The organism is Streptomyces sp. NPDC031379, assembly GCF_055569615.1.
Map to the genome: position 1 here is coordinate 12205 of NZ_JBVIIT010000005.1, position 22334 is coordinate 34538.

Annotated in this window: 19 protein-coding genes; 4 read left to right on the forward strand and 15 right to left on the reverse strand. The window is 71.0% G+C overall.

Annotated elements, in window-relative coordinates; genetic code table 11:
- Positions 1-75 precede the first annotated feature (75 nt).
- From ACZ5CW_RS08605 to ACZ5CW_RS08675, 15 genes are all read right to left on the reverse strand, one after another.
- Complete coding sequence (locus ACZ5CW_RS08605; protein WP_468599541.1) at positions 76-273, reverse strand: acyl-CoA carboxylase epsilon subunit; 198 nt, start codon at positions 271-273, stop codon at positions 76-78.
- Between the two features lie 68 nt (positions 274-341).
- The gene (locus tag ACZ5CW_RS08610; RefSeq protein ID WP_468599542.1) at positions 342-1886 is read right to left on the reverse strand and encodes an acyl-CoA carboxylase subunit beta; all 1545 of its coding nucleotides are present in this window, start codon (positions 1884-1886) and stop codon (positions 342-344) included.
- Positions 1887-2855, reverse strand: coding sequence for an ACP S-malonyltransferase (fabD, locus tag ACZ5CW_RS08615; protein ID WP_468599543.1), 969 nt, complete (start codon positions 2853-2855; stop codon positions 1887-1889).
- Between the two features lie 49 nt (positions 2856-2904).
- Positions 2905-5277, reverse strand: coding sequence for an SDR family oxidoreductase (locus ACZ5CW_RS08620; RefSeq protein ID WP_468599544.1), 2373 nt, complete (start codon positions 5275-5277; stop codon positions 2905-2907).
- On the reverse strand, positions 5274-6545 hold the full coding sequence (locus ACZ5CW_RS08625) for an NAD(P)/FAD-dependent oxidoreductase (protein ID WP_468599545.1): 1272 nt from the start codon (positions 6543-6545) through the stop codon (positions 5274-5276). The genes ACZ5CW_RS08620 and ACZ5CW_RS08625 overlap by 4 nt, the downstream gene beginning before the upstream one ends.
- Positions 6542-7879, reverse strand: coding sequence for an FAD-dependent oxidoreductase (locus ACZ5CW_RS08630; protein WP_468599546.1), 1338 nt, complete (start codon positions 7877-7879; stop codon positions 6542-6544). Before ACZ5CW_RS08630 ends, ACZ5CW_RS08625 begins: the two co-directional genes overlap by 4 nt.
- Before the next feature lie 49 nt (positions 7880-7928).
- Positions 7929-8132, reverse strand: coding sequence for a ferredoxin (locus ACZ5CW_RS08635; protein WP_468599547.1), 204 nt, complete (start codon positions 8130-8132; stop codon positions 7929-7931).
- Between the two features lie 47 nt (positions 8133-8179).
- Positions 8180-9364 carry a cytochrome P450 gene (locus tag ACZ5CW_RS08640; protein WP_468599548.1) on the reverse strand — a complete coding sequence of 395 codons (1185 nt, stop codon included), beginning with the start codon at positions 9362-9364 and terminating at the stop codon, positions 8180-8182.
- A 31-nt stretch (positions 9365-9395) separates the two neighbouring features.
- Positions 9396-10337 (reverse strand): aromatase/cyclase, encoded by a 942-nt coding sequence (locus tag ACZ5CW_RS08645; protein WP_468599549.1) that lies wholly within the window; start codon positions 10335-10337, stop codon positions 9396-9398.
- Positions 10338-10371: 34 nt separating this feature from the next.
- Positions 10372-11154, reverse strand: coding sequence for a 3-oxoacyl-ACP reductase FabG (fabG, locus tag ACZ5CW_RS08650; protein ID WP_468599550.1), 783 nt, complete (start codon positions 11152-11154; stop codon positions 10372-10374).
- 86 nt (positions 11155-11240) lie between these two features.
- The gene (locus ACZ5CW_RS08655) at positions 11241-11504 is read right to left on the reverse strand and encodes an acyl carrier protein (RefSeq protein WP_468599551.1); all 264 of its coding nucleotides are present in this window, start codon (positions 11502-11504) and stop codon (positions 11241-11243) included.
- Positions 11505-11555: 51 nt separating this feature from the next.
- The gene (locus ACZ5CW_RS08660) at positions 11556-12770 is read right to left on the reverse strand and encodes a ketosynthase chain-length factor (protein WP_468599552.1); all 1215 of its coding nucleotides are present in this window, start codon (positions 12768-12770) and stop codon (positions 11556-11558) included.
- The gene (locus tag ACZ5CW_RS08665) at positions 12767-14035 is read right to left on the reverse strand and encodes a beta-ketoacyl-[acyl-carrier-protein] synthase family protein (RefSeq protein ID WP_468599553.1); all 1269 of its coding nucleotides are present in this window, start codon (positions 14033-14035) and stop codon (positions 12767-12769) included. The genes ACZ5CW_RS08660 and ACZ5CW_RS08665 overlap by 4 nt, the downstream gene beginning before the upstream one ends.
- A complete protein-coding gene (locus tag ACZ5CW_RS08670) occupies positions 14032-14370 on the reverse strand; it encodes a TcmI family type II polyketide cyclase (protein ID WP_468599554.1) in 339 nt (112 codons plus the stop codon). Before ACZ5CW_RS08670 ends, ACZ5CW_RS08665 begins: the two co-directional genes overlap by 4 nt.
- 52 nt (positions 14371-14422) lie before the next feature.
- On the reverse strand, positions 14423-15886 hold the full coding sequence (locus ACZ5CW_RS08675) for an FAD-dependent monooxygenase (RefSeq protein WP_468599555.1): 1464 nt from the start codon (positions 15884-15886) through the stop codon (positions 14423-14425).
- 657 nt (positions 15887-16543) lie between these two features.
- Between ACZ5CW_RS08675 and ACZ5CW_RS08680 the strand changes: the two genes are divergently transcribed.
- The 4 genes from ACZ5CW_RS08680 to ACZ5CW_RS08695 are packed head-to-tail and all read left to right on the forward strand — an operon-like array spanning position 16544 to position 22295.
- On the forward strand, positions 16544-17527 hold the full coding sequence (locus ACZ5CW_RS08680) for an ABC transporter permease (RefSeq protein WP_468599556.1): 984 nt from the start codon (positions 16544-16546) through the stop codon (positions 17525-17527).
- 1 nt (position 17528) lies between these two features.
- The gene (locus ACZ5CW_RS08685; RefSeq protein ID WP_468599557.1) at positions 17529-18479 is read left to right on the forward strand and encodes an ABC transporter permease; all 951 of its coding nucleotides are present in this window, start codon (positions 17529-17531) and stop codon (positions 18477-18479) included.
- Positions 18476-20560, forward strand: a complete 2085-nt coding sequence (locus ACZ5CW_RS08690) for a dipeptide ABC transporter ATP-binding protein (protein ID WP_468599558.1) — start codon at positions 18476-18478, stop codon at positions 20558-20560. Before ACZ5CW_RS08685 ends, ACZ5CW_RS08690 begins: the two co-directional genes overlap by 4 nt.
- Before the next feature lie 52 nt (positions 20561-20612).
- Entirely contained in the window at positions 20613-22295 is a 1683-nt protein-coding gene (locus ACZ5CW_RS08695; RefSeq protein WP_468599559.1) for an ABC transporter family substrate-binding protein, read from the forward strand.
- Positions 22296-22334: the final 39 nt, after the last annotated feature.

Consider the following 22334-nt stretch of genomic DNA (forward strand, 5'->3'; position numbering starts at 1 on the left):
GTCTCCGTCACAGATCTGGGAACAAAAGGGAAGGACGTGGGTGGGAAGGGGCCGCGGAGGAGGGCCGGGCGGCCTTCAGTGCCGCCAGCTGCGCGGCGAACCGAACGCGGTGCGCCGTTCGGGCCGCTGCCAGCGGACGACGGGCGGGTCCGCCTGCTCCTGCGGCCCGTCCGCGCCGGCCAGCGCCAGCAGCACCACGAGGACCGCGGCGATCTCCTCCTCGGCGGCGTTCCCGCGCTCGACGCGCAACACGTCCCCGACGGCCGTCGACATCGTGAACTCCTCTCGTTCGCGGGCCGGTACGGCCCACGGGGCTGGTGGGACGCGTGTGCGGGCGGTGCTCACTGCGGCGGATTGCCGTGCTTGCGGTGCGGCAGTTCCGCATGCTTGGTACGCAGCATGTGCAGCGAGCCGATCAGGATCCGGCGGGTCTCGGACGGGTCGATCACCTCGTCGATCAGCCCGCGCTCGGCGGCGTAGTACGGGTGCATCAGCTCGGCCCGGTACTCCTTGACCCGGCGGGCGCGCACCGCCTCCGGGTCGTCCGCCTCGGCGATCTGGCGCCGGAAGATGACGTTGGCCGCGCCCTCCGCGCCCATCACGGCGATCTCGTTCGTCGGCCAGGCGTAGGTCAGGTCGGCGCCGATGGACTGCGAGTCCATGACGATGTAGGCGCCCCCGTATGCCTTGCGCAGCACCAGGGAGATACGGGGCGTGGTCGCGTTGCAGTACGCGTACAGGAGCTTGGCGCCGTGCCGGATGATGCCGCCGTGCTCCTGGTCGACGCCGGGCAGGAAGCCCGGGACGTCCAGCAGCGTGACGATCGGGATGTTGAAGGCGTCGCACAGCTGCACGAACCGCGCGGCCTTCTCGGACGCGTGGATGTCGAGCACGCCCGCCAGTACCTGCGGCTGGTTCGCGACGATGCCCACGACCTGGCCGTCGAGCCGGGCCAGCGCGCAGATGATGTTGCGTGCCCAGCGGTCGTGGACCTCGAGCAGTTCCCCGTCGTCGACGATCTCCTCGATCACCGCCCGCATGTCGTACGGCCGGTTGCCGTCCTCCGGCACGAGTTCGAGCAGCGCGTCGGTGACCCGCTCGCGTGAGTCCGACGGCACGGTCACCGGGGGCAGTTCGCGGTTGTTGGACGGCAGCAGGGACAGCAGATAGCGGACCTCGGCCAGGCAGGTCTCCTCGTCGTCGTGGACGAAGTGGGCCACCCCGGAGTTCCCGGCGTGCACATCGGCGCCGCCCAGCCCGTCGTGCGTGATGTCCTCGCCCGTGACGGCCTTGACCACGTCCGGGCCGGTGATGAACATCTGCGACGTGCCCCGCACCATGAACACGAAGTCCGTCAGCGCGGGGGAGTAGGCCGCGCCGCCGGCGCACGGGCCGAGCATCACGGAGATCTGCGGGATGACACCGCTCGCCCGGGTGTTGCGCTGGAAGATGCCGCCGTACCCGGCGAGCGCCGAGACGCCCTCCTGGATCCGGGCGCCGGCGCCGTCGTTCAGCGAGACCAGGGGCGCTCCGGCCGCGATGGCCATGTCCATGATCTTGTGGATCTTGGTGGCGTGGGCCTCGCCCAGCGCACCGCCGAAGATCCGGAAGTCATGGGCGTAGACGAACACCGTGCGGCCGTCCACCGTGCCCCAGCCGGTGATCACACCGTCGGTGTACGGCTTCTTCGTCTCCAGGCCGAACCCGGTCGCCCGGTGCCGGCGCAGCGACTCGACCTCGTGGAACGAGCCCTTGTCCAGCAGCAGATCGATCCGCTCACGGGCGGTCAGCTTGCCCTTGGCCCGCTGCGCCTCGGTGGCCCGCTCGCTCGGCCCGCGCAGCACCTGTTCTCGTAACGCGTGCAGTTCCGCCACCCGGGAGAACATTCAGACCACTCCTTCGGCCGCCGTCGACCGCACCAGGGCGTTCACGGTCGTCTTCATCTGCTGCGCGTCGGTGGTGCGCAGTGTCTCCACACCCGGCACGATCCGCGTGCACAGGCCGCTGAGCGCCTTGCCCTGGCCCACCTCGACGAACCGGTCCACGCCGGCGTCCGACATGTGCCGCACCGCGTCCGTCCACAGCACCTGCCCGGTGAGCTGGGCCTGCAGGAACTCCTTCGCCTGAGCCCCGCTGGTGACCAGGGCGCCCCCCGTGCCCGAGTACAGCGGCACCGCCGGGTCCAGGAACTCCACCTCGTCCAGCGCGGCGGCGAACTCCGGGGCCACCCGGCCCATCAGGCTGCAGTGCGCCGGGCCGCCGATGCGCAGGACGACGACCCGGTTGGCGCCCGCCGAATCCACCAGCTGCACGAGCCGGTCCACGCCCTCCACCTGGCCGGAGACGACCACCTGGGTGGGGTCGTTGTGGTTCGCGATCTCCACCACGCAGCCCGTCTCCTCGGCCGCCTGCGTGCACAGCTCCGCCACCTGAGGCAGCGTCAGCCCCAGCACGGCCGCCATCCGGCCCGGCACGGATTCCGTCACCGAGGCCATCAGCTCGCCACGCACCTGCACCACGCGCAGCGCGTCCTTCCAGTCCAGCACGCCCGCACAGACCAGCGCGGCGAACTCGCCCAGGCTGTGCCCGGCCACCGCGTCCGGCGCGGCCCCGTGGGACCGCAGCACATCGAGCGCGGCCACACTGGTCACCAGCATGGCCGGCTGGGTGACCCGCATGTCGGCCAGCGCCTCGGCCGGGCCCTCGAAGCACAGCGTGGAGATCGGCATGCCGAGCAGTTCGTCGGCGGGCGCGTAGTAGGTGTCGATCAGATACGGCCACTGCTTGGCGAGGTCGAGTCCCATGCCGACCCGCTGCGAGCCCTGACCGGGGAATACGAAAGCGGTCCTGCCCATGCTGGGCCCCTCCTGGTGAACGTGTCGGTTGAGCGTGGGCCGGCCGGGGTCACAGGAGCGTGCCGCCGGTGGCGTCGATGAAGGCGCCCGTGATCCAGCGCGAGGAGTCGGAGGCGAGGAAGGCGACCACGTCGGCGATGTCCGACGGCTCGCCCACCCGGTTGAAGGCGGACAACTGGGCCATGAACTGCACGGCCTGCGGGTTGTCGAAGATCTCACCGCCGTTGTTCGTCACCCCGGGGGCCACGCTGTTGACGGTGATGCCGCGCCCGGCGAGGTGCTTGGCGTAGTGCCGGGCCAGGGTCTCGACGGCGCCCTTGGTCATCGCGTACGCGATCTCCTCGGGGTTGGCGAACCGGGTGAGTCCCGAGGTGATGTTGATGATCCGGCCGCCGTCGCGCAGGGTGCGCAGCGCCCGCTGGATGATGAAGAACGGCGCCCTGGCGTTGATCGCCACGAGCCGGTCGAACAGCTCCGGTGTGGTGTCCTCAGGGGAGACGCCGCCCATGATCCCGGCGTTGTTGACGACGATGTCCAGCTCGACGCCGCCGGTGTGCTCCTTGAGCCCTTCCTCGATCCCGTCGAAGAGGGCGTCGACGTCACCGGCAGCGCCGAGGGTCGCGCGGACCGCGAAGGCACGGCCGCCGGCGGCCCGGATGCCGGTCACGGTGTCCTCCGCGGCCTCCTTGTTCCGGGCGTAGTGCACCACGACCAGCGCGCCCTCGGCGGCCAGCCGCTCGGCCACGGCCCGGCCGATACCACGGCTGGAACCGGTCACCAGGGCCGTCTTGTTCTCCAGCGTTCCCATCTTCTGCCTCCTGGGGAGTGGGGCGGGTGCCGATGTGCCGGCCGGGCGAGCGGTCTGCGCACCGCCCGTTGCTGCCGTACGTCCTCCCGCGCGGGCCACGGTGCCCAGTTCGCGGGGCGCGCCGAACCAGCGGCGCAGCGCGTCGAGGGCGGCCGCGGTGCCCTCCGGGTGAGCCCAGACGATGTGTCCGTCGGGACGCACCAGGACGGCGCCGAGCCGCGCCGGTTCGCTGTCCGGGGCCGCGGTGGCCACGACGACCCGGACCCGGTCGGCCCACAGCGCGGCCTGTGCACGCAGGTGCGCGTGGCCCGGCGCGTCGGGGTCGGTGTCGATCAGCAGACCGGTGCCCGAGCGCAGCAGTTCGGCCGTGGAGACGGCCGCGCCGAGGCCGGTGACCAGTTCCGCCGGTGCCAGCCGGGCACCGGACCAGGGTTCGCCCAAGGCCCCGGCGGTGCGCAGGTCCACGCCGCTGATCCGGCCCGCCAGCTGCCGCACGGCGCTGTCGTGGCGCAGGACCTCGGCGAGGACGGCGCGCAGGTCGGTCACCTCGCCGCCGCCGAGCAGGACCGCCGACTGCGCCGCGATGTTGTCGAGCACCTGCCGCCCGATGGCGTGCCGTTCCTCGTGGTAGGTGTCGAGCAGCCCCTCGGGCGCCCGGCCGGCCACCTCGGCGGCGAGCTTCCAGCCCAGGTTCGCGGCGTCCTGCAGACCCAGGTTGAGGGCCTGGCCGCCGACGGGCATCTGGACGTGCGCGGCGTCCCCGGCGAGCAGGACCCGGCCGACGCGGTAACGGTCGGCCTGCCGCCGGGCGTCGCCGAAGGCGTTCAGCCACAGCGGGGTGCCGGCGCCGATGTCCTCACCGGTGACCTCCCGCCACACGGCGGCGACCTCGGCGAACTCCGGGTCGGCGGTCCGCCGCACGGCGGGCCTGCCGAACCGGTGCACCATGACCCGGGTCACGCCGTCCGGCCGGCGGCCGGCGATGGCCAGCCCGTCCGGGAACCGCTCGAAGCGGCGGTCCGGGATGTCGATCCCGGCCACGTCCGCGCGCAGCAGCTCCCGGGTGGCGTCGACGCCGGGGAACGCGAAGCCGGCCAGGCGCCGCACCGCGCTTTCCTCGCCGTCGCAGCCGACCAGGTAGGCGGAGCCGATCCGCAGCGTGCGCCCGTCGGCGGTGCGCACGGTGGCCAGCACCCGGTCCTCGTCCTGCGCCAGCGCGACCAGCTCGTGCCCGGACCGGACATCGGCGCCCAGCCCGGTCGCCCACTCCAGGAGGACCTCCCGGGTGCGGGTCTGCGGCACCTTCCACTGGCCGGCGTACGGACTGTCGACGCCGCCCAGATCCATGGGGATGCCGCCGAAGTGGCCCCGAGGGTCCCGCGGCGGGGTCGGGCCGATGCGCTCCACCAGGCCGCGCTGGTCGAACAGTTCCATGGTCCGGGCATGCAGGGTGGTCGCCCTGGACTCCTGGGACGGTTCGGTCAGCCGCTCCAGGACCACGACGTCGGCGCCGCCGAGCCGCAGTTCACCGGCGAGCAGCAGACCGACCGGCCCCCCGCCCACCACGACGACCTGTGTGTCCCACGGCGCCCGCGGACCTGTCGTGCCGTTCACTTCCGTCCTCCGTTCAGCGCCGCTGCGCGTCGGTTCCCGCCGGTCGCGTCAGCGCCACCGGACTCCCGGCGAGCCGCGTGGTCCAGTGCCTCGCGCCACGTCGCGCGGGCACGGAGCAACTGCCGGTACCGGGCGACCTCGCCGCGCCGGTCGACGGCCAGCACGCCGGTGAGCCGGTCGCCCGTGCCGAGCAGGGCGACGAAGCGGTGTGCGGCGGGATCCCCGATGATCTCGGTGCGCTCGGCCTGGGGAACCCCGAGGAACTGGATGCGCACCCCGTACCAGTCCGACCAGAAGTACGGCACCGTCGCGCATTCCTCGCGCTCCGGGCCCACCGCGTTACGGGCGGCGAGGGCGCCCTGCTCGGCCGCGTTGGTCCAGTGCTCGAGGCGCATGGACCGGCCGAACAGCGGATTGTGCCAGCGCAGCACGTCGCCGGCCGCGTACACGCCGGGGACGCCGGTGGCGAGGTCGCTGCCGCACACCACGCCGTCGTCCAGCACCACTCCGCTGCCGTGCAGCCACTCGACGGCCGGATCCGCCCCGATCCCGAAGACGACCAGGTCGGCCGGCAGCACGGTGCCGTCCTTCAGCACCACCCGCTCCACCCGCCCGGCGCCCTCGACCCGCTCGACGAGGGCCCCGCATCGCAGCCGGCTGCCCGCGTCGGCGTGCAACCGCGCCAGGAGGGAGCCGAGTTCGGGACCGACCGAGCGGATCAGCGGCGAAGTCGCCGCGTCCAGCAGCGTCACCTCGGCACCGCACTCCCGGGCGGCCGAGGCCACCTCGGCGCCGACGAACCCGGCGCCCACCACGACGACCCGGCGGGCCGTGCGCAGCTCGCGGCGCAGGGCCCGGGCGTCGTCCACCGTGCGCAGCGTGTGCACACCGGCGGGCGGCACGGCCCCGGACATCCGCCGGGCGCGTACCCCGGTGGCGATGACCAGCCGGTCGTACGGCACCGCGGTGTCGCCGACGTGGACCGCACGGGCGTCGGCGTCCAGCGCGGTGGCGGGGGTGCCGAGCAGCAGCCGTACGCCCAACTCTTCGGCGTAGGAGGCCGGGTCACGGTAGTGCGGGACCGGTGGCTCGACGGCCGCCGGATCCGCGAGGAAGGACTTGGAGAGCACGGTGCGGTCGTAGGGCAGGTGCGGTTCGGCACCGACGAGGGTCAGCTCGCCGGTGAACCCGGCCGTCCGCGCGGCCTCCACGGCCCGCAGCCCGGCCAGCGACGCGCCCACCACGACCAGCCGGCGGGGGACGCTCACCGCACACCCCGCGCGGCCAGAGTGCGCAGCACACGCAGCACGAACCGCGGGCGCAGCAGCGCCGTGCCCGGGTCCACCAGCGACAGCACCCGGATCAGGGTGCGGCTGACGGTGGCGTCCCGTGACGCGGCCCGCTGCACGAGGCCGGTGTACGCCTGGATGAACCGGGTGCGCGGTGAACGCCGGCCGGGAACGCCGGGGAACCGCAGGTCGTTGACGGCGTTGGTGTCCCACACCGGACCGACCGCCTGCCGGGCCAGGTCCCGCAGATACGGCAGCGGCGCCGGGTGGCCGCCGCGGCGCAGGTGCTCGCGCAGCACCTCGGCACCCAGCGCGGCCACCGTCATGCCCTGGGCGTAGACGGGGTTGAAGCTGCACACCCCGTCCCCGGCGACCAGCAGCCGCTCCGGGAACCGCGTCATGTGCTCGTAGCGCCGGCGCATGCTCACCGGGAAACGATGGGCGACCGGGTCGTCCAGTGGTTCGGCGAGCTGCGTCAGCTCGTGGAGGTCCGGCACGGGCAGCGACTTGAGGTAGGCCTCGAACTCGGCCGGCTCGGTGGGCGGGACGTCGCCCAGGATGCCGTTGACCGTCACCTGGATCCGCCCGTCCTCGATGTGCGCGCAGATCCCGCCCCGCGGATTGTCCGGGGACGCGATCACCACGACCGCCCGGCCGTGGTGATCGACGCCCGGCCGCAGCCGGTACTGGCGGGTGGCGTAGCCCACGCCGATCTCCAGCCGGTCGGTGGCGACCTCCGGGTAGCCCAGCTCGGTCAGCCACCCCGGCGTGCGGGTGCCGCGGCCCATGGCGTCGACCACCAGGTCGGCGGAGAACTCCTGTTCGCTGCCGTCCGAACGCCGGCGCACCACCGCTCCGGTGACCCGGCGCCGGTCGGGCGTGGCCGTCAGGCCGGTGACCTCGTGGCCGTCGGCGATGACCACCCCCGGCAGCTCCCGGACCCGTTCCCGGATGTAGGCCTCCAGGAACGGCCGGCTGGCCGCCAGTGTCACCAGGTCGCTGCGGGCCTTGCGCACCGACAGCGTGCCGAAGTACCAGTCGCCGCCCGCGACCGTGTCGTTGACCCGGGCCCCGGCCGCTGTCATACCGTCGGTCAGACCGGGGAACAGCGACTCCAGGATCCGCAGGCCCCGCGCCTGCAGACCGTGGATCTGCCGGCCCTGTGGAACGCCGCGCCGGGCAGCGGTGCCCTGCAGCTCGTCGCGGTCGACCACGGTCACCCGCGCGTACCGGTCGGACAGCACCCGCGCGGTCAGCAGCCCCGCGAGACTGCCGCCGAGCACCAGCGCGTGCTCACCGGTGTGCGATGTCATCGCCCTCACCTCCTCGCTTTGCGTGTCGTCTCGTCGGCGTCGACACCGGTCACTCGCTCCGGCTGCGCAGCGCGCCGATCGGGCACACCCGCACGGCACTCGCGGCGGCCGCCTGCTGCTCCGCCGGCAGCTCCGCCGCGGTGTCGAACAGGACGTCGAGATCCCCCTGGTCGTCCAGCCGGAACAGCTCCGGCGCCGCCTCCTCACACAGGCCGTGGCCCTCGCACCGGGCAAGGTCGACGGACAGCTTCATACCTCTGCGCTCCTAGTCGTTCGATGCCTCGTCGGTCCGGCCGCGGGTCAGGCGTGCAGAACCACGGGAAGGGACTCGATGCCCCGGATGGTGTTGTGCAGCCGCCACTGCGGACGCCCGACCTCGATCCGCCGGACCTTGCGCAGCAGCGCGTCCATCAGCGAGTGGCCCTCCAGACGGGACAGGGCCTGGCCGACACAGCCGTGGATGCCGTGCCCGAAGCCGAGATGCTCGGCCGCGTTGGGCCGGGTGATGTCGAAGGTCTCCGGCGACTGCCAGTGCCGCTCGTCGCGGTTGGCCGACCCGTACAGCAGCAGCACCCGGGTGCCCGAGGTCAGCGGGACACCGCCCAGCTCACGGTCGACGGTGAGCAGCCGGGTGAAGCCGCGCAGCGGCGACTCCAGACGGACCACCTCGTTGAAGGCGTTCGATGCCAGCGTGGGTTCGGCGCGCAGCAGTTCCCACTGGCCGGAGTGCGAGCCGAACAGCCACAGCAGGCTCGACAGCGCGCTCACGGAGGTGTCCATCGAGGGCGCGAGGAAGTCACCGAGCAGGGCGGGCAGCAACTGATCGGCGATCTTCCCTTCCTGCGCGTCGGCGACCAGCTGGGCACCCCAGGTGCCCGGCCGCAGGTTGCCCGGCACGGACATGCGGTGCAGGAACTCGCCCATCTCCTGCAGCAGCGGGAAGCCCGCCATGGTCCGCTCGTTGAGCGGGCCGAAGGCGTTGAAGCCGGCCGCGGCCCAGTCGAGGAGCCGCTCGCGGCCCTCGTCCACCGGCCAGCCCAGCAGGTCCGGCACGAGCGCCAGCGGGAAAGCCTGACCGAAGTCCCGCACCGCGTCGAACTCGCCGCGGGCGATCAGCTCGTCCACCAGCCGGTCCGCCCAGTCCTTGACGTGGGCCTGCACCTCACGCAGCGACTTCGGCGTCAGATGCCGGGCGACCAGACCGCGCACCATGTCGTGGTAGGGCGGGTCGCTGGTGAGGCTGCTGCCGTGCTGTGCCTTGTTGAGCTGTTCGGTGATGCCGACGCCTTCGCCGGAGATGAACGACTCGTGGTCGTGGAGGGCGTCGTAGACCTCCTGGTAGCGGGCGACGGCGTGCACCTGGTACTGGTCCAGGCGCACTACCGGGCCCAGATCGCGCAGCGCCCGGTACGGGCCGTACGGATCGAGGATCGACTCGTCCGTGTACGGGTCGATGTCGGAAGTGGGGATGTCAGTGGTCAGCACGGGGACTCCTCGGGTCTCCGGGTGCGGAAGGTCAGCGGCGGGCCTCGGCGTACGCCTTGGCGTGGCCGAGGGTGGCGCGGCTGTTGCCGCTGAGCGCGGTGCGCACGAACTCCTGGGCCTGGGCGAGAGTGGCGTCGGGGCCCAGAACGCTCGCGATGTTGGCCGTGTTGATGGCGACCGTGTGCTGCGAGGTGGCCCGCACGCCGCCGTCGTTCTCCTCGAGCAGCCAGTAGCCGGTGTGCAGCGTCATCAGCGCGGGCAGCACCGACTGCTTGTAGACGATGCGGTGGTGCGGGAAGCACACCCGGACCGACTTGGTGGTGTGCGTGGAACCGTCCTTGGTGCGGGTGTCCATCTCCAGCGTCTGCAGACCCGGCGACGGCTCCTCCAGCCGTACGGCGGCCACGTGCGGCAGCCGCTCGGTCCACAGCCCGGCCTCGTTGAGGAAGTCGTACACGTCCTTGGCCGATCCGGCGATCTGCACGGTGTCCTCGAACGACACCACGGTGTCGCCGGCGGTGACCAGCTCCAGGCTCGTCTTCAGGGCCCCGAGTTCGGAGCGCGAGTTACGGTCCACGGCCTCGTCGATCCAGGCCAGGTCGGCCGGATCGTCGTCGACGGCCCGGTAGTCGTGCAGCAGCCGGATGCGCGAAGTGGTCTCCGACAGCGGCTCGACGATCCAGCTGCCGCCCATGGAGGCCACCGGCGGCGCCGAGATCTCCTGGCGGAAGTCGATCCGCAGCTCGTCGGGCCGGACCGTTCGGCGTGACGTCCAGTTCTTGGGCTCGCCGTTGGCGGTGGCCCAGATGCGGATGCGCTCCTCGGCGCCGTCACGCTCGATCGTCTCGGCGTGCACGGTCGGCGGGAAGACCTGCGGCCAGGTCTCGACCTGCGACAGGAACCGGTAGACGGCACCTGCTTCGGCGAGCACGGTGACCTCGTGCTCGACCCTCTTCGGGGACTGCTGCGCCATGGATGACTCCTTGGTGATCGGCGCCGACGGACGGTCAGAAGTTGCCGAGGCCACCGCAGACGTTGATCGCCTGGGCGGTGATGGAGGCGGCGGTGTCGGTGGTCAGATAGCCGACGAGCCCCGCGACCTCCTCGGGCGTCGAATAGCGGCCGAGCGGGATCTTGGCCTGGAAGCGCTCCAGAATGGCGTCCTCGGTGGTCTCCCAGGCCGCCGCGTACCCCTGCCGCACGCGCTGGGCCATCGGCGTCTCGACATAGCCGGGGCAGACCGCGTTGACGGTGATGCCGGTGGGCGCGAGTTCGTTGCCGAGCGCCTTGGTGAAGCCGACCACCCCGTGCTTGGAGGCCGAGTACGGCGCGGCCAGGACCACACCCTGCTTGCCCGCGGTGGAGGCGATGTTGATGATCCGCCCCCGGTCCTTGTGCCGCATGCCGCCGGTGGTCAGCACCTCCCGTGTCACCCGGAAGACGCTGTGCAGGTTGGTGTCGACGACGTCGAACCACAGCTCGTCGGTGAGGTCGGCGGTCACCCCGCCACCGCTGCGGCCGGCGTTGTTGACCAGCACGTCGACCGTCCCGAACGTGTCGACGGCGGCCTGCACGAAGGCGCGGACCTCGTCGCCCGACCGCACGTCGCACGCGCGCCCGTCGACGGTCAGCCCCTCTTCGGTCAGCTGCTTGACGGTGGCCGCGACGGACTCGTCGGTCCGCGCGCACAGGAAGACGCGGTGCCCCAGCTCGCCGAGCACCCTGGCGACCGCCAGGCCGATGCCGCTGGTCGCGCCGGTGACCAGGGCGACGGGCTGTTGTGTGGTCATGAACCCTCCCGGGGTGGAGAAATGAGCAAGAAGATCGGCGGAGGGCGGCCGGCGGGGGATCCGGCCGCCCTTCCACCGGGCGGGAATCAGGCAGTGCGCAGCGAGAGCAGCTGCTTGTTGAGCGCGTCGACCAGCTGACGCGGCGTCTCGGCGTCGACGAAGACGGTGTCCTCCAGCTCGATGCCGTACTCACGGCCGATCCGGGCACCGGTCTCCAGCAGGGCCAGCGAGTCGTAGCCCAGGTCGCCGAAGGTGACGTCGTCGATGTCGCCGTCCAGGTCGACGTCCTCGCCGGCACCCTCGCGCAGGATGCGGCGCAGGTCGTCCAGGGTGAACTCGTGTGCGGTCACGGGTTGTTTCCTCTCTCTGTTCGTCTGACGGGCGTGGGGGCGGCGGCCGGCTCAGCCGGCGGCGCGGACCACCATCGCCGAGTTGAATCCGCCGTAACCCCGGGCGATGACCAGCGCGGTGCGCACGTCCGCCGAGCGGGGCACCCCGGTCACGAGGTCCAGCTCGTGCGCGGGATCCGGGGTCACGTTGACGGTCGGCGGGACGAGACCGTCCCGGATGGCCAGCAGCGCGGCGGTCACGTCCAGGGACGCGGCCCCCGAGTAGAGCCGCCCGGTCATCGTCTTGGGCGCGGTGACGGGGACACCGAAGGCACCGAACACCTCGCGCAGCGCCTCCGCCTCCTGTCGGTCCAGCTCCGGTACGCCCGCCGCGTCCGCGAAGACGACGTCGACGTCGCCGGGCGAGACGTCCGCGTCCGCCAGCGCCAGGGAGATCGCCCGGCTCAGCGCCGGGGGCCGGTCGCCGCCGGGCCGTGGGTCGGTCGTGGCGGCGTACCCGGCGATCTCTCCGTAGACCCGCGCGCCGCGCTCACGGGCGTGCTCGGCGTCCTCGAGGATCACCAAAGCCCCGCCCTCGCCGGCCACGAAGCCGTCGGCGTCGCGGTCGAAGGGGAGGTAGGCGCGGCCGGGATCGGTGCGGGTGCTCATCCGCCCCGCGGCCATCTGCGCCACCCAGCCCCAGGAGCACAGGGAGCTGTCGATGCCGCCGGAGACGATCAACGAGGTGCCCTTGCGGATCTGCCGGCGCGCCTGCGCGATCGCGTCCAGCCCGCCGGCCTGGTCGGAGACGACCACGCCGCTCGGCCCCCGCATCCCGTGACGGATGGAGATCTGGCCGGTGTTGACGGCGTAGAACCAGGCGTACGACTGGTAGGCACTGACGTACTTGCTGCCCTTGCTCCACAGGTTCTCCAGCTCACGCTGGCCGAACTCGAAGCCGCCGGAGGAGGCCGCCGTGATCACACCGGCGTCGAAGTCGGGCAGTTCGCCCGGCTTGACGTCGGCGTCGGCCAGCGCCCAGTCGGCGGCCGCCAGGGCGAGCCGCGTCATGTGGTCGGTCTGCGGAATCAGCCGGTTCGGCAGATGCTCCTTGGGGGTGAAGCCGGGCACCTCACCGGCCAGCTTCGCCGGGTAGCCCGAGGCGTCGAACCGGCTGACCGGCCGGATGCCGCTGACGCCCAGCCGGGTGGCCCCCCACCAGGCGTCGGTGCCGAGTCCGTTCGGCGCGGTGACACCCACGCCCGTGACGACGACGGACCTGGTCATACTGCCCTCCTGTCCGGCCGCGCGAGCACCATGGCGCTCTGGAAGCCGCCGAATCCGCTGCCCACGGTGAGCACCGAGTCGGTGCGCCATTCCCGGGCGTGCAACGGCACGTAGTCCAGGTCGAGTTCGGGGTCGGGGTTGTGCAGGTTGGCCGTGGGGGGCACCACGTTGTGCTCCATGGCCAGCGCGGAGGCGGCGATCTCGATCGAGCCGATCGCGCCCAGCGAATGCCCGATCATCGACTTGATGGAGCTGACCGGCACCCGGTAGGCGTGCTCGCCGAGCGTGGTCTTGAAGGCCGCCGTCTCGTGCCGGTCGTTCTGCTTGGTGCCCGAGCCGTGCGCGTTGACGTAGTCGATGTCGGACGGGTCGAGCCGCGCCTGGTCCAGGGCCACCCGGATCGCCTCGGCCATCTCCGCGCCGTCGGAGCGCAGACCCGTCATGTGGTACGCGTTGCAACGCGACGCGTAGCCGCAGATCTCCGCGTAGATGTGCGCCCCGCGCCGCCGGGCGCTCTCCAGCTCCTCGAGCACGAACCCCGCCGCGCCCTCGCCGAGCACGAATCCCGTGCGGGTCGCGTCGTAGGGCCGGGAGGCGTGCTCGGGGTCGTCGTTGTACGTCGACGTCGCCTTGATCGCGTCGAAGCAGGCGACGGTGATGGGGGAGATCGGCGCCTCGGTCGCACCGGTGACGGCGATGTCCGCGGTGCCCTCACGGATCAGTTCCACGGCGTAGCCCACCGAGTCGATACCGGAGGTGCAGCCGGTCGAGATGACCGAGGCCGGGCCCTCGGCGCCCACCGTCCAGGCCACCTCGGTGGCGAAGGAGGACGGAACCAGGTGGTGGTACAGGTGCGGCGGGGCGTAGGTGTGGTCGACCAGCGGAAGCCGGCCGTCGTCGCTGACGACCCGGTACTCGTTCTCCAGGCTGATGGTGGCGCCGACCGCACTGCCGATGGCGACCGCCACCCGCGTCGGGTCCGCCGCGGAGAAGTCCAGGCCGCTGTCCGCGACCGCCTCGCGCGCGGTGACCACGGCGAACTGAGCGGCCCGGTCCATCCGGCGCAGCTCCTGCGGCAGCAGACCGTGCTGGCCGGGGTAGAAGTCCACCTCGGCCGCGACCCGGGAACGGTAGCCCGTCGGGTCGAAGCAGGAGAGCGTGCGGGTGGCCGTACGGCCAGCGGTCAGCAGGGCCCAGAAGTCCTTCGCGTTGGTGCCGCCCGGTGCCACCACACCGATGCCGGTGATGACGACGCGTCGGGTCACTTTGATCCAGCCTCCTTCGGATTCCACAGGTAGAAGCGCTCGGCCATCGCGTCGGACGGCGTCTGCCAGGCGGGGTCGTAGGGGTCGATGAAGGGGCGGAGATCGGCGCTGATCTGCTTGAACCGCGGATCGCTCTTGGCCGCCTCGATGGTGTCTCCGCCCTCGGCGTGGTCGAAGTCCTGGAGGTGGAAGTACAGGCCCTTGTAGGCGAACAGCTGGCGGCGCCGCGTGCCCATCAGGTGCGGCATCTCCGTGGCGTCGAACTCGCCGAAGAGCCGGGCGACCTCGGCCTGCGACTCGGCGGCCATCCGGGCCACGATGAGGGTGCTGTGCATCCGTGTCCTCTTTCTCTGTCGGGGTGAATGACCGGCGGTACGCTCCGGCGCCTCAGCGCGGCAGGCCGAACCACCGGTACAGGGACCGCGGCAGGTCGCCGCTCCCGGTCGACGTCCAGGCGACATGGCCGTCGGGGCGGAGCAGCAGGGCCTGCGTGCCCGCGAACGGGCTGCCCTGCGCCGGTTCGTGCGGCCGGCCGGTGAACACGTCGACCCGCCCGTGCCAGGCCGAGGCGATCCGCCGTACGGCGTCGTCGTCGGCCAGGTCGAGCAGGACACCGCGGCCGGCCCGCAGCAGCTCGGTGGTGGTGGTCTTGTCACCGTCCCGCGCCACCAGTTCCTGGAAGGGCAGGCGGCGGCCGAGCAGCGGGTGGTCGCCGGGGCCCACGTCGTACCTGACCTCCAGACCGGTGACCATCTCGGCGAGCTGGAGGCTCACCTCCGGGAGCTGGATCAGCTCACCGAGCAGGTCGCGCAGCGGCTGAACCTCCTCCCCGCCCATGAACAGCAGGCCCTGCGCCCGGGTGTTCATCAGCAGCCGCTCGCCCACCGGGTGCCGCTCGCGGTGGTAGGTGTCGAGCAGTCCGGGCGGGGCCCAGCCGCCGATCACCGCGGCCAGCTTCCAGCCGAGGTTGACGGCGTCCTGGATGCCGACGTTCATGCCCTGGCCGCCGGCCGGGAGATGAATGTGGGCGGCGTCGCCCGCGAGCATGATCCGCCCGCGCCGGTAGGCACTGGTCAGCCTGCTGGCGTCACTGAACGAACTGGCCCACACCGGCGTGGCGCCGCTGATGTCCTGCCCGGTCAGCCGCTGCCACGCTGCCGTGACGTCGGCGAACTCCGCGGGCCGCTCACGGGGCGGTGCGCCGTGCTCCTTCACGATCAGCCGGTGCACGCCGTCGCCCAGCGGTGCCGCCATGGCGACGCCGCCCGGCAGCCGCTCGCCGAAGGGCCTGGCCTCGATCTCGCAGTCGGCGACATCGGCCAGGAGCATCTCGTACGTTCCCGCCTTGCCCGGGAAGTCGAATCCGGCGAGGTTCCGTATCGTGCTGTGTCCGCCGTCGCACCCCACCACATAGGAGGCACGCAGCTTCCGAGGCCCGTCCGGGCCGGTGACCTGGACGTCGACGCCGTAGGAATCCTGCTGGATTCCGGTGACCCGGTGTCCGCGCCGGACGTCCGCGCCGAGTTCCGCGGCCCATTGCCCGAGTACTTCCTCGGTCTGCGACTGCTTGATCCCGTGCGAGGTGCGGTGCGGGCTGTCCAGGTCGGCGAAGTCGACGAGCAGTCCGCCGAAGTGGCCCATGGGGCTGGTCTGTATGTCACCGAACCGGTCGAGCAGCCCGCGCTCGTCCAGGATCTCCATCGTCCGCACGGTGAAGCCGAGCGCACGGGACTGCCTGGTGGGTTCACGCAGTTGCTCCAGCACGACGACGGATGCCCCGGCCAGCCGCAACTCGCCCGCGAGCATCAGCCCCACGGGGCCCGCACCCACGATGATCACCGCGGTGTCCATGACTACCGCCTCTCTTCAGTGGTCGACAGGTCCGGCGGAACGTTTCCGGAACACGAGAACAAGGCCCCTGGGGAGAAATCCCTGAGGCCTTTCCAAAGGAAAATCGGGATGGCTGGCGCGTCCCCCAAAAACGTCCACGAATACGTGTCCCGATGGGGTCTCGAAGACAAAGCACCGGACTCTGACAATGAGTCTCTTCGCCGCAGGTCGAACGCGCAAGATCGATAATTTCAGGGTTCCGCAAAGCTCTTGTCAGTCGATTTACCGAATGTCATGGGACTGTAAGAAGGCGGTCAGGAACGGCACGAAGCCGCAGGTCACGCCGCACGGATCGTGTTCGTCGCCCCCCGCGGGGACAAGGTGACGGCGGCCGGCGGCCGGCGACCGCGAGGCCGTCGACGCGTTCGTGCGGTTGCCTTCCCGGCCGACGTCGAGGCACGGACCAGGGCGGGGCGTGTCCCGTGTGCTACGGCAACATGTCGACCTTGTGGCACCCCCAGGCAAAACCTGGTGCCGCGGCACAGTACGGACCAGGCTGACGTGTACATCCCCATGTCGTCTTCCGTACCCGCAGAAAGCCTCACCGCGCATGCATTCGACCTGTCTCCCCGGTGCTCCAGAGGCACACATCTCGTGTGTGGTGAGGAGGTGCCGCGCGTGGTGCGCTATGTGATGCGCAAGGCGGTCGGCTGGCTGGTGATGATCGTGGTCGCGACGAACGCGACCTATTTCCTCGCCAGTTGGTTCCTCGACCCGCGGTCGAACTTCAAGGAACTGCGGCCCGTCCGCAGCGAGGCACAGATCGACCGGGCCCTCGCGCCGTACAATCTGGACCCCAGGGTGCCGTTGCTGCACCGCTGGTGGGACTGGCTGACCTCGGTGACCCTGCGCTTCGACTGGGGAAAGTCCCCCACCGGCGTCTCCGTCAACGGCGAAGTGGGATACCGGGCGTTCGTCAGCGCGGAGTTGGTCGTCATCGCGACCGTGCTGTCCGTCGTGATCGGCGTCGCGCTCGGCGTCTACACCGCCGCACGGCAGTACGGCTGGGCCGACCGGGTGTCGCAGGCCGTGTCCATCGTGGTGTTCAACGTCCCCGCCTCCGTCGCCGCCCTCGCCGTGGTCTTCGTCGCCATCTGGCTGAACCAGCACGCCGGGTGGCACTTCCTCTACGTCGCCGGGGAGAACTCGCCGGGCGTCGAAGGACTGCTCCCCACGATCGGTGACCGCCTCCTGCACCTGATCCTGCCGACCCTGACGCTCACACTGATGGGGTACGTCGGCTACCACCTGACGCAGCGTTCGCTGCTGCTCGACACGCTCCACGCCGACTTCGTGCGCACCGCGCAGGCCACCGGGCTCACCCGCAGCCAGGCCATCCGCAGGCATGCCCTGAGGGCCGCGCTCATCCCGACCGCGGCTTCCGTGGCGTTCAGCGTTCCGGCCGTCTTCACCGGTGCCGTCATCACGGAGACGATCTTCGGCTGGAACGGCATGGGCCGCTACTTCATCCAGACCATCAGCAAGAACGACGTACACGGCGCGGTCGCGACGGCCGCCTTCGCCGCGGCACTGACCGCGATCGGCGCGATCCTCGCGGACATCGCCACGGTCTTCCTCGACCCCAGAGTGCGGGTGAGCTGACGTGACCACCGACGCGACGACCGCCGCGTCCTCCCGTCCCGCCGCGGAGCCCACTCCCGACGTGCCGGCCACCCCGCGGAAGCACTCGAACCTCGGCCTCGGCCGGCTCTATCTGCGGCGTTTCCTGCGCAACCGCCTGGCCGTCGCCGGAGTGGTGATCTTCGTGTTGCTGGTGGTGTTCTCGGCCTTCGGCGGCCGGTTCACCTCCTACGCCTACACCGACGCCGACTTCACCGCCCTCACCCAGCCTCCGAGCGGCCTCCACTGGTTCGGCACCAATCAGGGTGGCAACGACGTCTACGCCTGCGCCGTGCACGGGCTCCAGCGCTCCCTGGTGATCGCCGTGAGCGTGTCGGTACTGACGATCGTCCTGGCCGCGATCATCGGCTCCGGCGCCGCGTACTTCGGGGGCCGAGTCGAGCGGGTGACCCTCGCCGTCATCCACTTCCTCCTGATCGTCCCCTCGTTCCTCATCCTCGCTCTGGTCTCCCACCGGATGGCCGGCGACTGGCGCGTCCTCATCATCGTGCTGACCGTGTTCGGCTGGATGTCCACCGCGCGCGTGATCTGGTCCGTGTCGACCTCACTGCGCGAACGGGACTACGTGAGGGCGGCCGAGTTCATGGGAGTCGGTCCGCTGCGCATCATCCTCCGGCACATCATCCCCAACCTCGGCTCCCTGCTGATCGTCAACCTGACCCTCGGCGTCGTCGCGACCGTACTCAGTGAGACCGCCCTGTCGTTCCTGGGGTTCGGCGTCCAGACCCCGGACGTCTCCCTCGGCACCATGCTCGCGGACGGTGCGAGCACCGTCACGAGCGCCCCCTGGCTCTTCGCCTGCCCCGCGGGGCTGGTCGTTCTGCTCACCGTGTCGATGACCTTCATCGGTGACGGCTTGCGCGACGCCCTCGACCCCACGTCGGTGACCGGCTCGGCAGGAGGCCGACGATGACCCTCGCGACCCCGCTGCCCGCCCCGGCCCCGTCCACCGGCACCGCCCCCGTCCTCTCCGTACGGGACCTGCGGATCTCCTTCCCCTCCGAGGCGGGCACCGTCGAGGCGGTGCGCGGCGTGAGCTTCGACCTGCTGCCCGGCCGGACCCTCTGCATCGTCGGCGAATCCGGCTCCGGCAAGTCGGCCACCGCGATGGGCGTCATGGGCCTTCTGCCGCCGACTGCCGACGTGCGCGGCCAGGTGCTGCTCAGCGGACAGGACCTCATCGGTCTCGATGACCGGACACTGTCGAAGATTCGCGGCAACTCCATCGGCATGGTCTTCCAGGACCCCTTGTCCGCCCTCACGCCGATCTTCTCGGTGGGCAGGCTGCTTTCCGACGCCCTGCGGGTCCACCAGGACCTGACGAAGCGGGCGGCCTGGGATCAGGCCGTGCAACTGCTCGATCTCGTCGGCATCCCCGACCCGCGCGGCCGGGCCGCAGCCTTCCCGCACGAGTTCTCCGGCGGCATGCGCCAGCGCGTGGTCATCGCCATGGCCATCGCCAACCGGCCGTCCGTGCTCGTGGCCGACGAACCCACCACCGCCCTCGACGTCACCGTGCAGGCCCAGATCCTCGACGTGCTGCGGCTGGCGCAACAGGAGACCGGCGCCGGTCTCGTCCTGATCACGCACGACCTCGGGGTCGTCGCGGGCCACGCGGACGACGTCGCCGTCATGTACGCGGGCCGGTTCGTGGAACAGGCGGGCGTCGCGGAACTCTTCCGCCGCCCGACGATGCCGTACACCGCGCGGCTGCTGACCGCGGTGCCGACCGTGGACAGCGGGGCCCGCCGCCCCCTGATCCCGATCGGTGGGGAACCACCCGCCCTGGTGGGCCTCCCGGACGGGTGTCCCTTCGCGCCCCGCTGTGCCGTCGCCCTCGATGCGTGCCGCTCCGACGAACCGGAGCTGCGCCATGTCACCGGACACGGACATGTGGCCTGCCTCCGCGCCGCCGAGATCGCCGACGGATCCCTGGACCCGACGGGCGATGCCGCCCCCGTCGACCGACCGGCGCCCTCCAGTCGTGTCGAGGCAGGCGAGGTGGTGCTCCGTGTCGAGGACCTCGTCAAGACGTTTCCGGTCACCAAGGGCGCCCTGCTCAAGCGCCGGATCGGCACGCTGCACGCCGTCAACCGGGTCAGCTTCGAGCTGCGCGCCGGCGAGACGCTCGGCCTGGTGGGTGAGTCCGGCAGCGGCAAGACCACGACCCTGATGGAGATCCTTCGGCTACGACGGCCCGAAGGCGGCCGGATAGAGATCTCCGGCACCGACGTCGGCGCGGTCGCGTCCGGCGCGCGCGCACGGGAGCTGCGGCAGGACGTACAGATCGTCATGCAGGACCCCCTGGGGGCCCTGGACCCCCGAATGCCCGTCTTCCACTCGCTGGCCGAACCCCTGCGGGCGATCGGGCGCGATCGCGAGTCGATCCGCGCACGGGTCCATGAACTGCTGACCCTGGTGGGTCTGGACGCCTCGGTGGCCGACCGCTTCCCGGCCGCACTCTCCGGAGGCCAGCGCCAACGGGTCGGTATCGCCCGTGCCCTGGCGACGGAGCCGAAACTGCTCGCGCTCGACGAGCCGCTCTCCGCCCTGGACGTCTCGGTACAGGCCGGGGTGATCAACCTGCTGGTGCGGCTCAAGCGGGAACTCGGACTCGCCTACCTCGTGGTCGCCCACGATCTGGCCGTGATCCGGTACATCTCCGATCGCATCGCCGTGATGTACCTGGGGCACATCGTCGAGACCGGGGACACCGAGACGATCTTCTCCGACCCGAAGCACCCCTACACCCGCGCGCTGCTGTCGGCGATCCCGATACCCGACCCCGACCGGGAACGCACCCGCGAACGCGTCGTGCTGAAGGGAGAGCAGCCGAACGCCGCACACATGCCCGCGGGGTGTGTCTTCGTCGACCGCTGCCCGCTGTACCGCCTTGCCGACGAGGAACTGCGGCACCGCTGCCGCACCCAGCCCCCCGTGCCGACTTCTGCGGCCGGACTCCCCGGCCATCAGTACGCCTGTCACGGCGTCTGAACACCGGCCCCGGCGATGTTGTCCCTCACCCACCTCTAAGGAACCTTCCACCATGCGCACGAGACTGGCCCTGCCCGTCACTCTGATCGCCGCCATCTCCGTCGCCGCCACCGCGTGCCAGTCCTCATCAGGGAAGGACTCCGCGCAGTCGGACGCGAAGAACGCTCCCTCGGCCGCATCGTCCGCCGCCGACTACAACCCCACGCCCTACGACCGGATCAAGGACGGGGGCACGTACACCACGGTCGGGACCTTCGACGACCAGGGCAACCCGTTCAACGTCAATGCCACGCTGACCGCGTCCCGCATCTGGGCCTGGTACAACGCCGACGCGATCACCTACTCGCCGACCGGCGAAGTGCAGTACAACCCGGACTACTTCAGCGACGTGAAGGTCTCCGTGGAAGGCGGCGACCAGAAGGTCACGCTGACCATCAACCCCAAGGCCGTCTTCAACGACGGCACACCTGTCGACTGGACCGCGATCAAGGCCACGTGGAAGGCCAACAACGGTTCCGACAAGGCTTACGCCGCCTCCTCCACGGACGGCTACGACCAGATCACCTCGGTCGACAAGGGCAGGAACGCCAAGCAGGCCGTGATCACCTTCAAGGGAGTGAACCCCTCCTGGTCGAGCCTGTTCACCACCTTCCTGCACCCCAAGGCCGCGACGGTCCAGAACTTCAACAACGCCTACGTCAAGAAGGCCCACCCGGAGTGGGGCGCGGGGCCGTACACCGTCGGCAAGTGGAACACCCACTCGGGCGACATCACGTTCGTCCGCAACCCGAAGTGGTGGGGCAGGAAGGGCAAGCTCGACAAGCGCGTCTACGTCAACCTGGAATCGACCGCGGCGATCAACGCCTTCAAGAACGGGCAGCTCGACTACGTCTCCGCGGTCGACGCCGAGAGCCTCAAGCAGATCAAGGGGCTCCACGGCACGGAGATCCGCAGCGGCGGAAGCCCCTTCGAGTACTCGCTCTACTTCAACACCAAGTCCTCCGTCCTCGCCGACAAGGCCGTGCGCAAGGCCATCGAGGAGAGCATCGACCGCACGCAGATCGCGAAGATCCAGTTCCAGGGCCTGGACTACAAGGAGCCGCTGCCCGGTTCCGCCATCCTCTACAGCTTCCAGAAGGGCTACCAGGACAACCTCTCCGCCGTGCTGAAGTACGCGCCGGACGACGCCGAGAAGGCACTGGACGCGGCGGGCTGGAAGCCCGGGGGCGACGGCGTACGGGTCAAGAACGGCAAGAGACTCGAAGTCGGCTACACACTCCTCGGCGACGACCCGCTGGACAAGGCGACCGCCGGCGCCTTCGCGGCGATGCTGAAATCGGTGGGCATCCGCCTCGACATCAGGAAGGCGGACGAGGCGGACTTCTCCGAGATCCTCAGCGATCGCAAGTTCGATCTGTTCCTGTCCGGGAACCGCTCGATGGACCCGTTCGGCGCCCGCTACCTGTGTGACTTCTACTGCTCCGACCGCGACTCCAACATCACGGGTGCGGGTTCGCCCGCGCTGGACACGGAGATCCGCGCCACCGGCAAGATCGCCGACCTCGGCAAGCAGGCCGCGGCGGCCAACGAGGTCGAGCGGAAGGCGCTCCGGGAGTACGCCTTCCTGCCGCTGTTCAGCGGCCCCTCGACCTACGGGGTGAAGAAGGGCCTCGCCAACGTCGGCGCGACCATCTTCCACAACCCGCTCCCGGAGACGGTCGGCTGGGAGAAGTGACCACCCCGCAGGACAGTGCCGTAGGGCGAGCACTCGCAG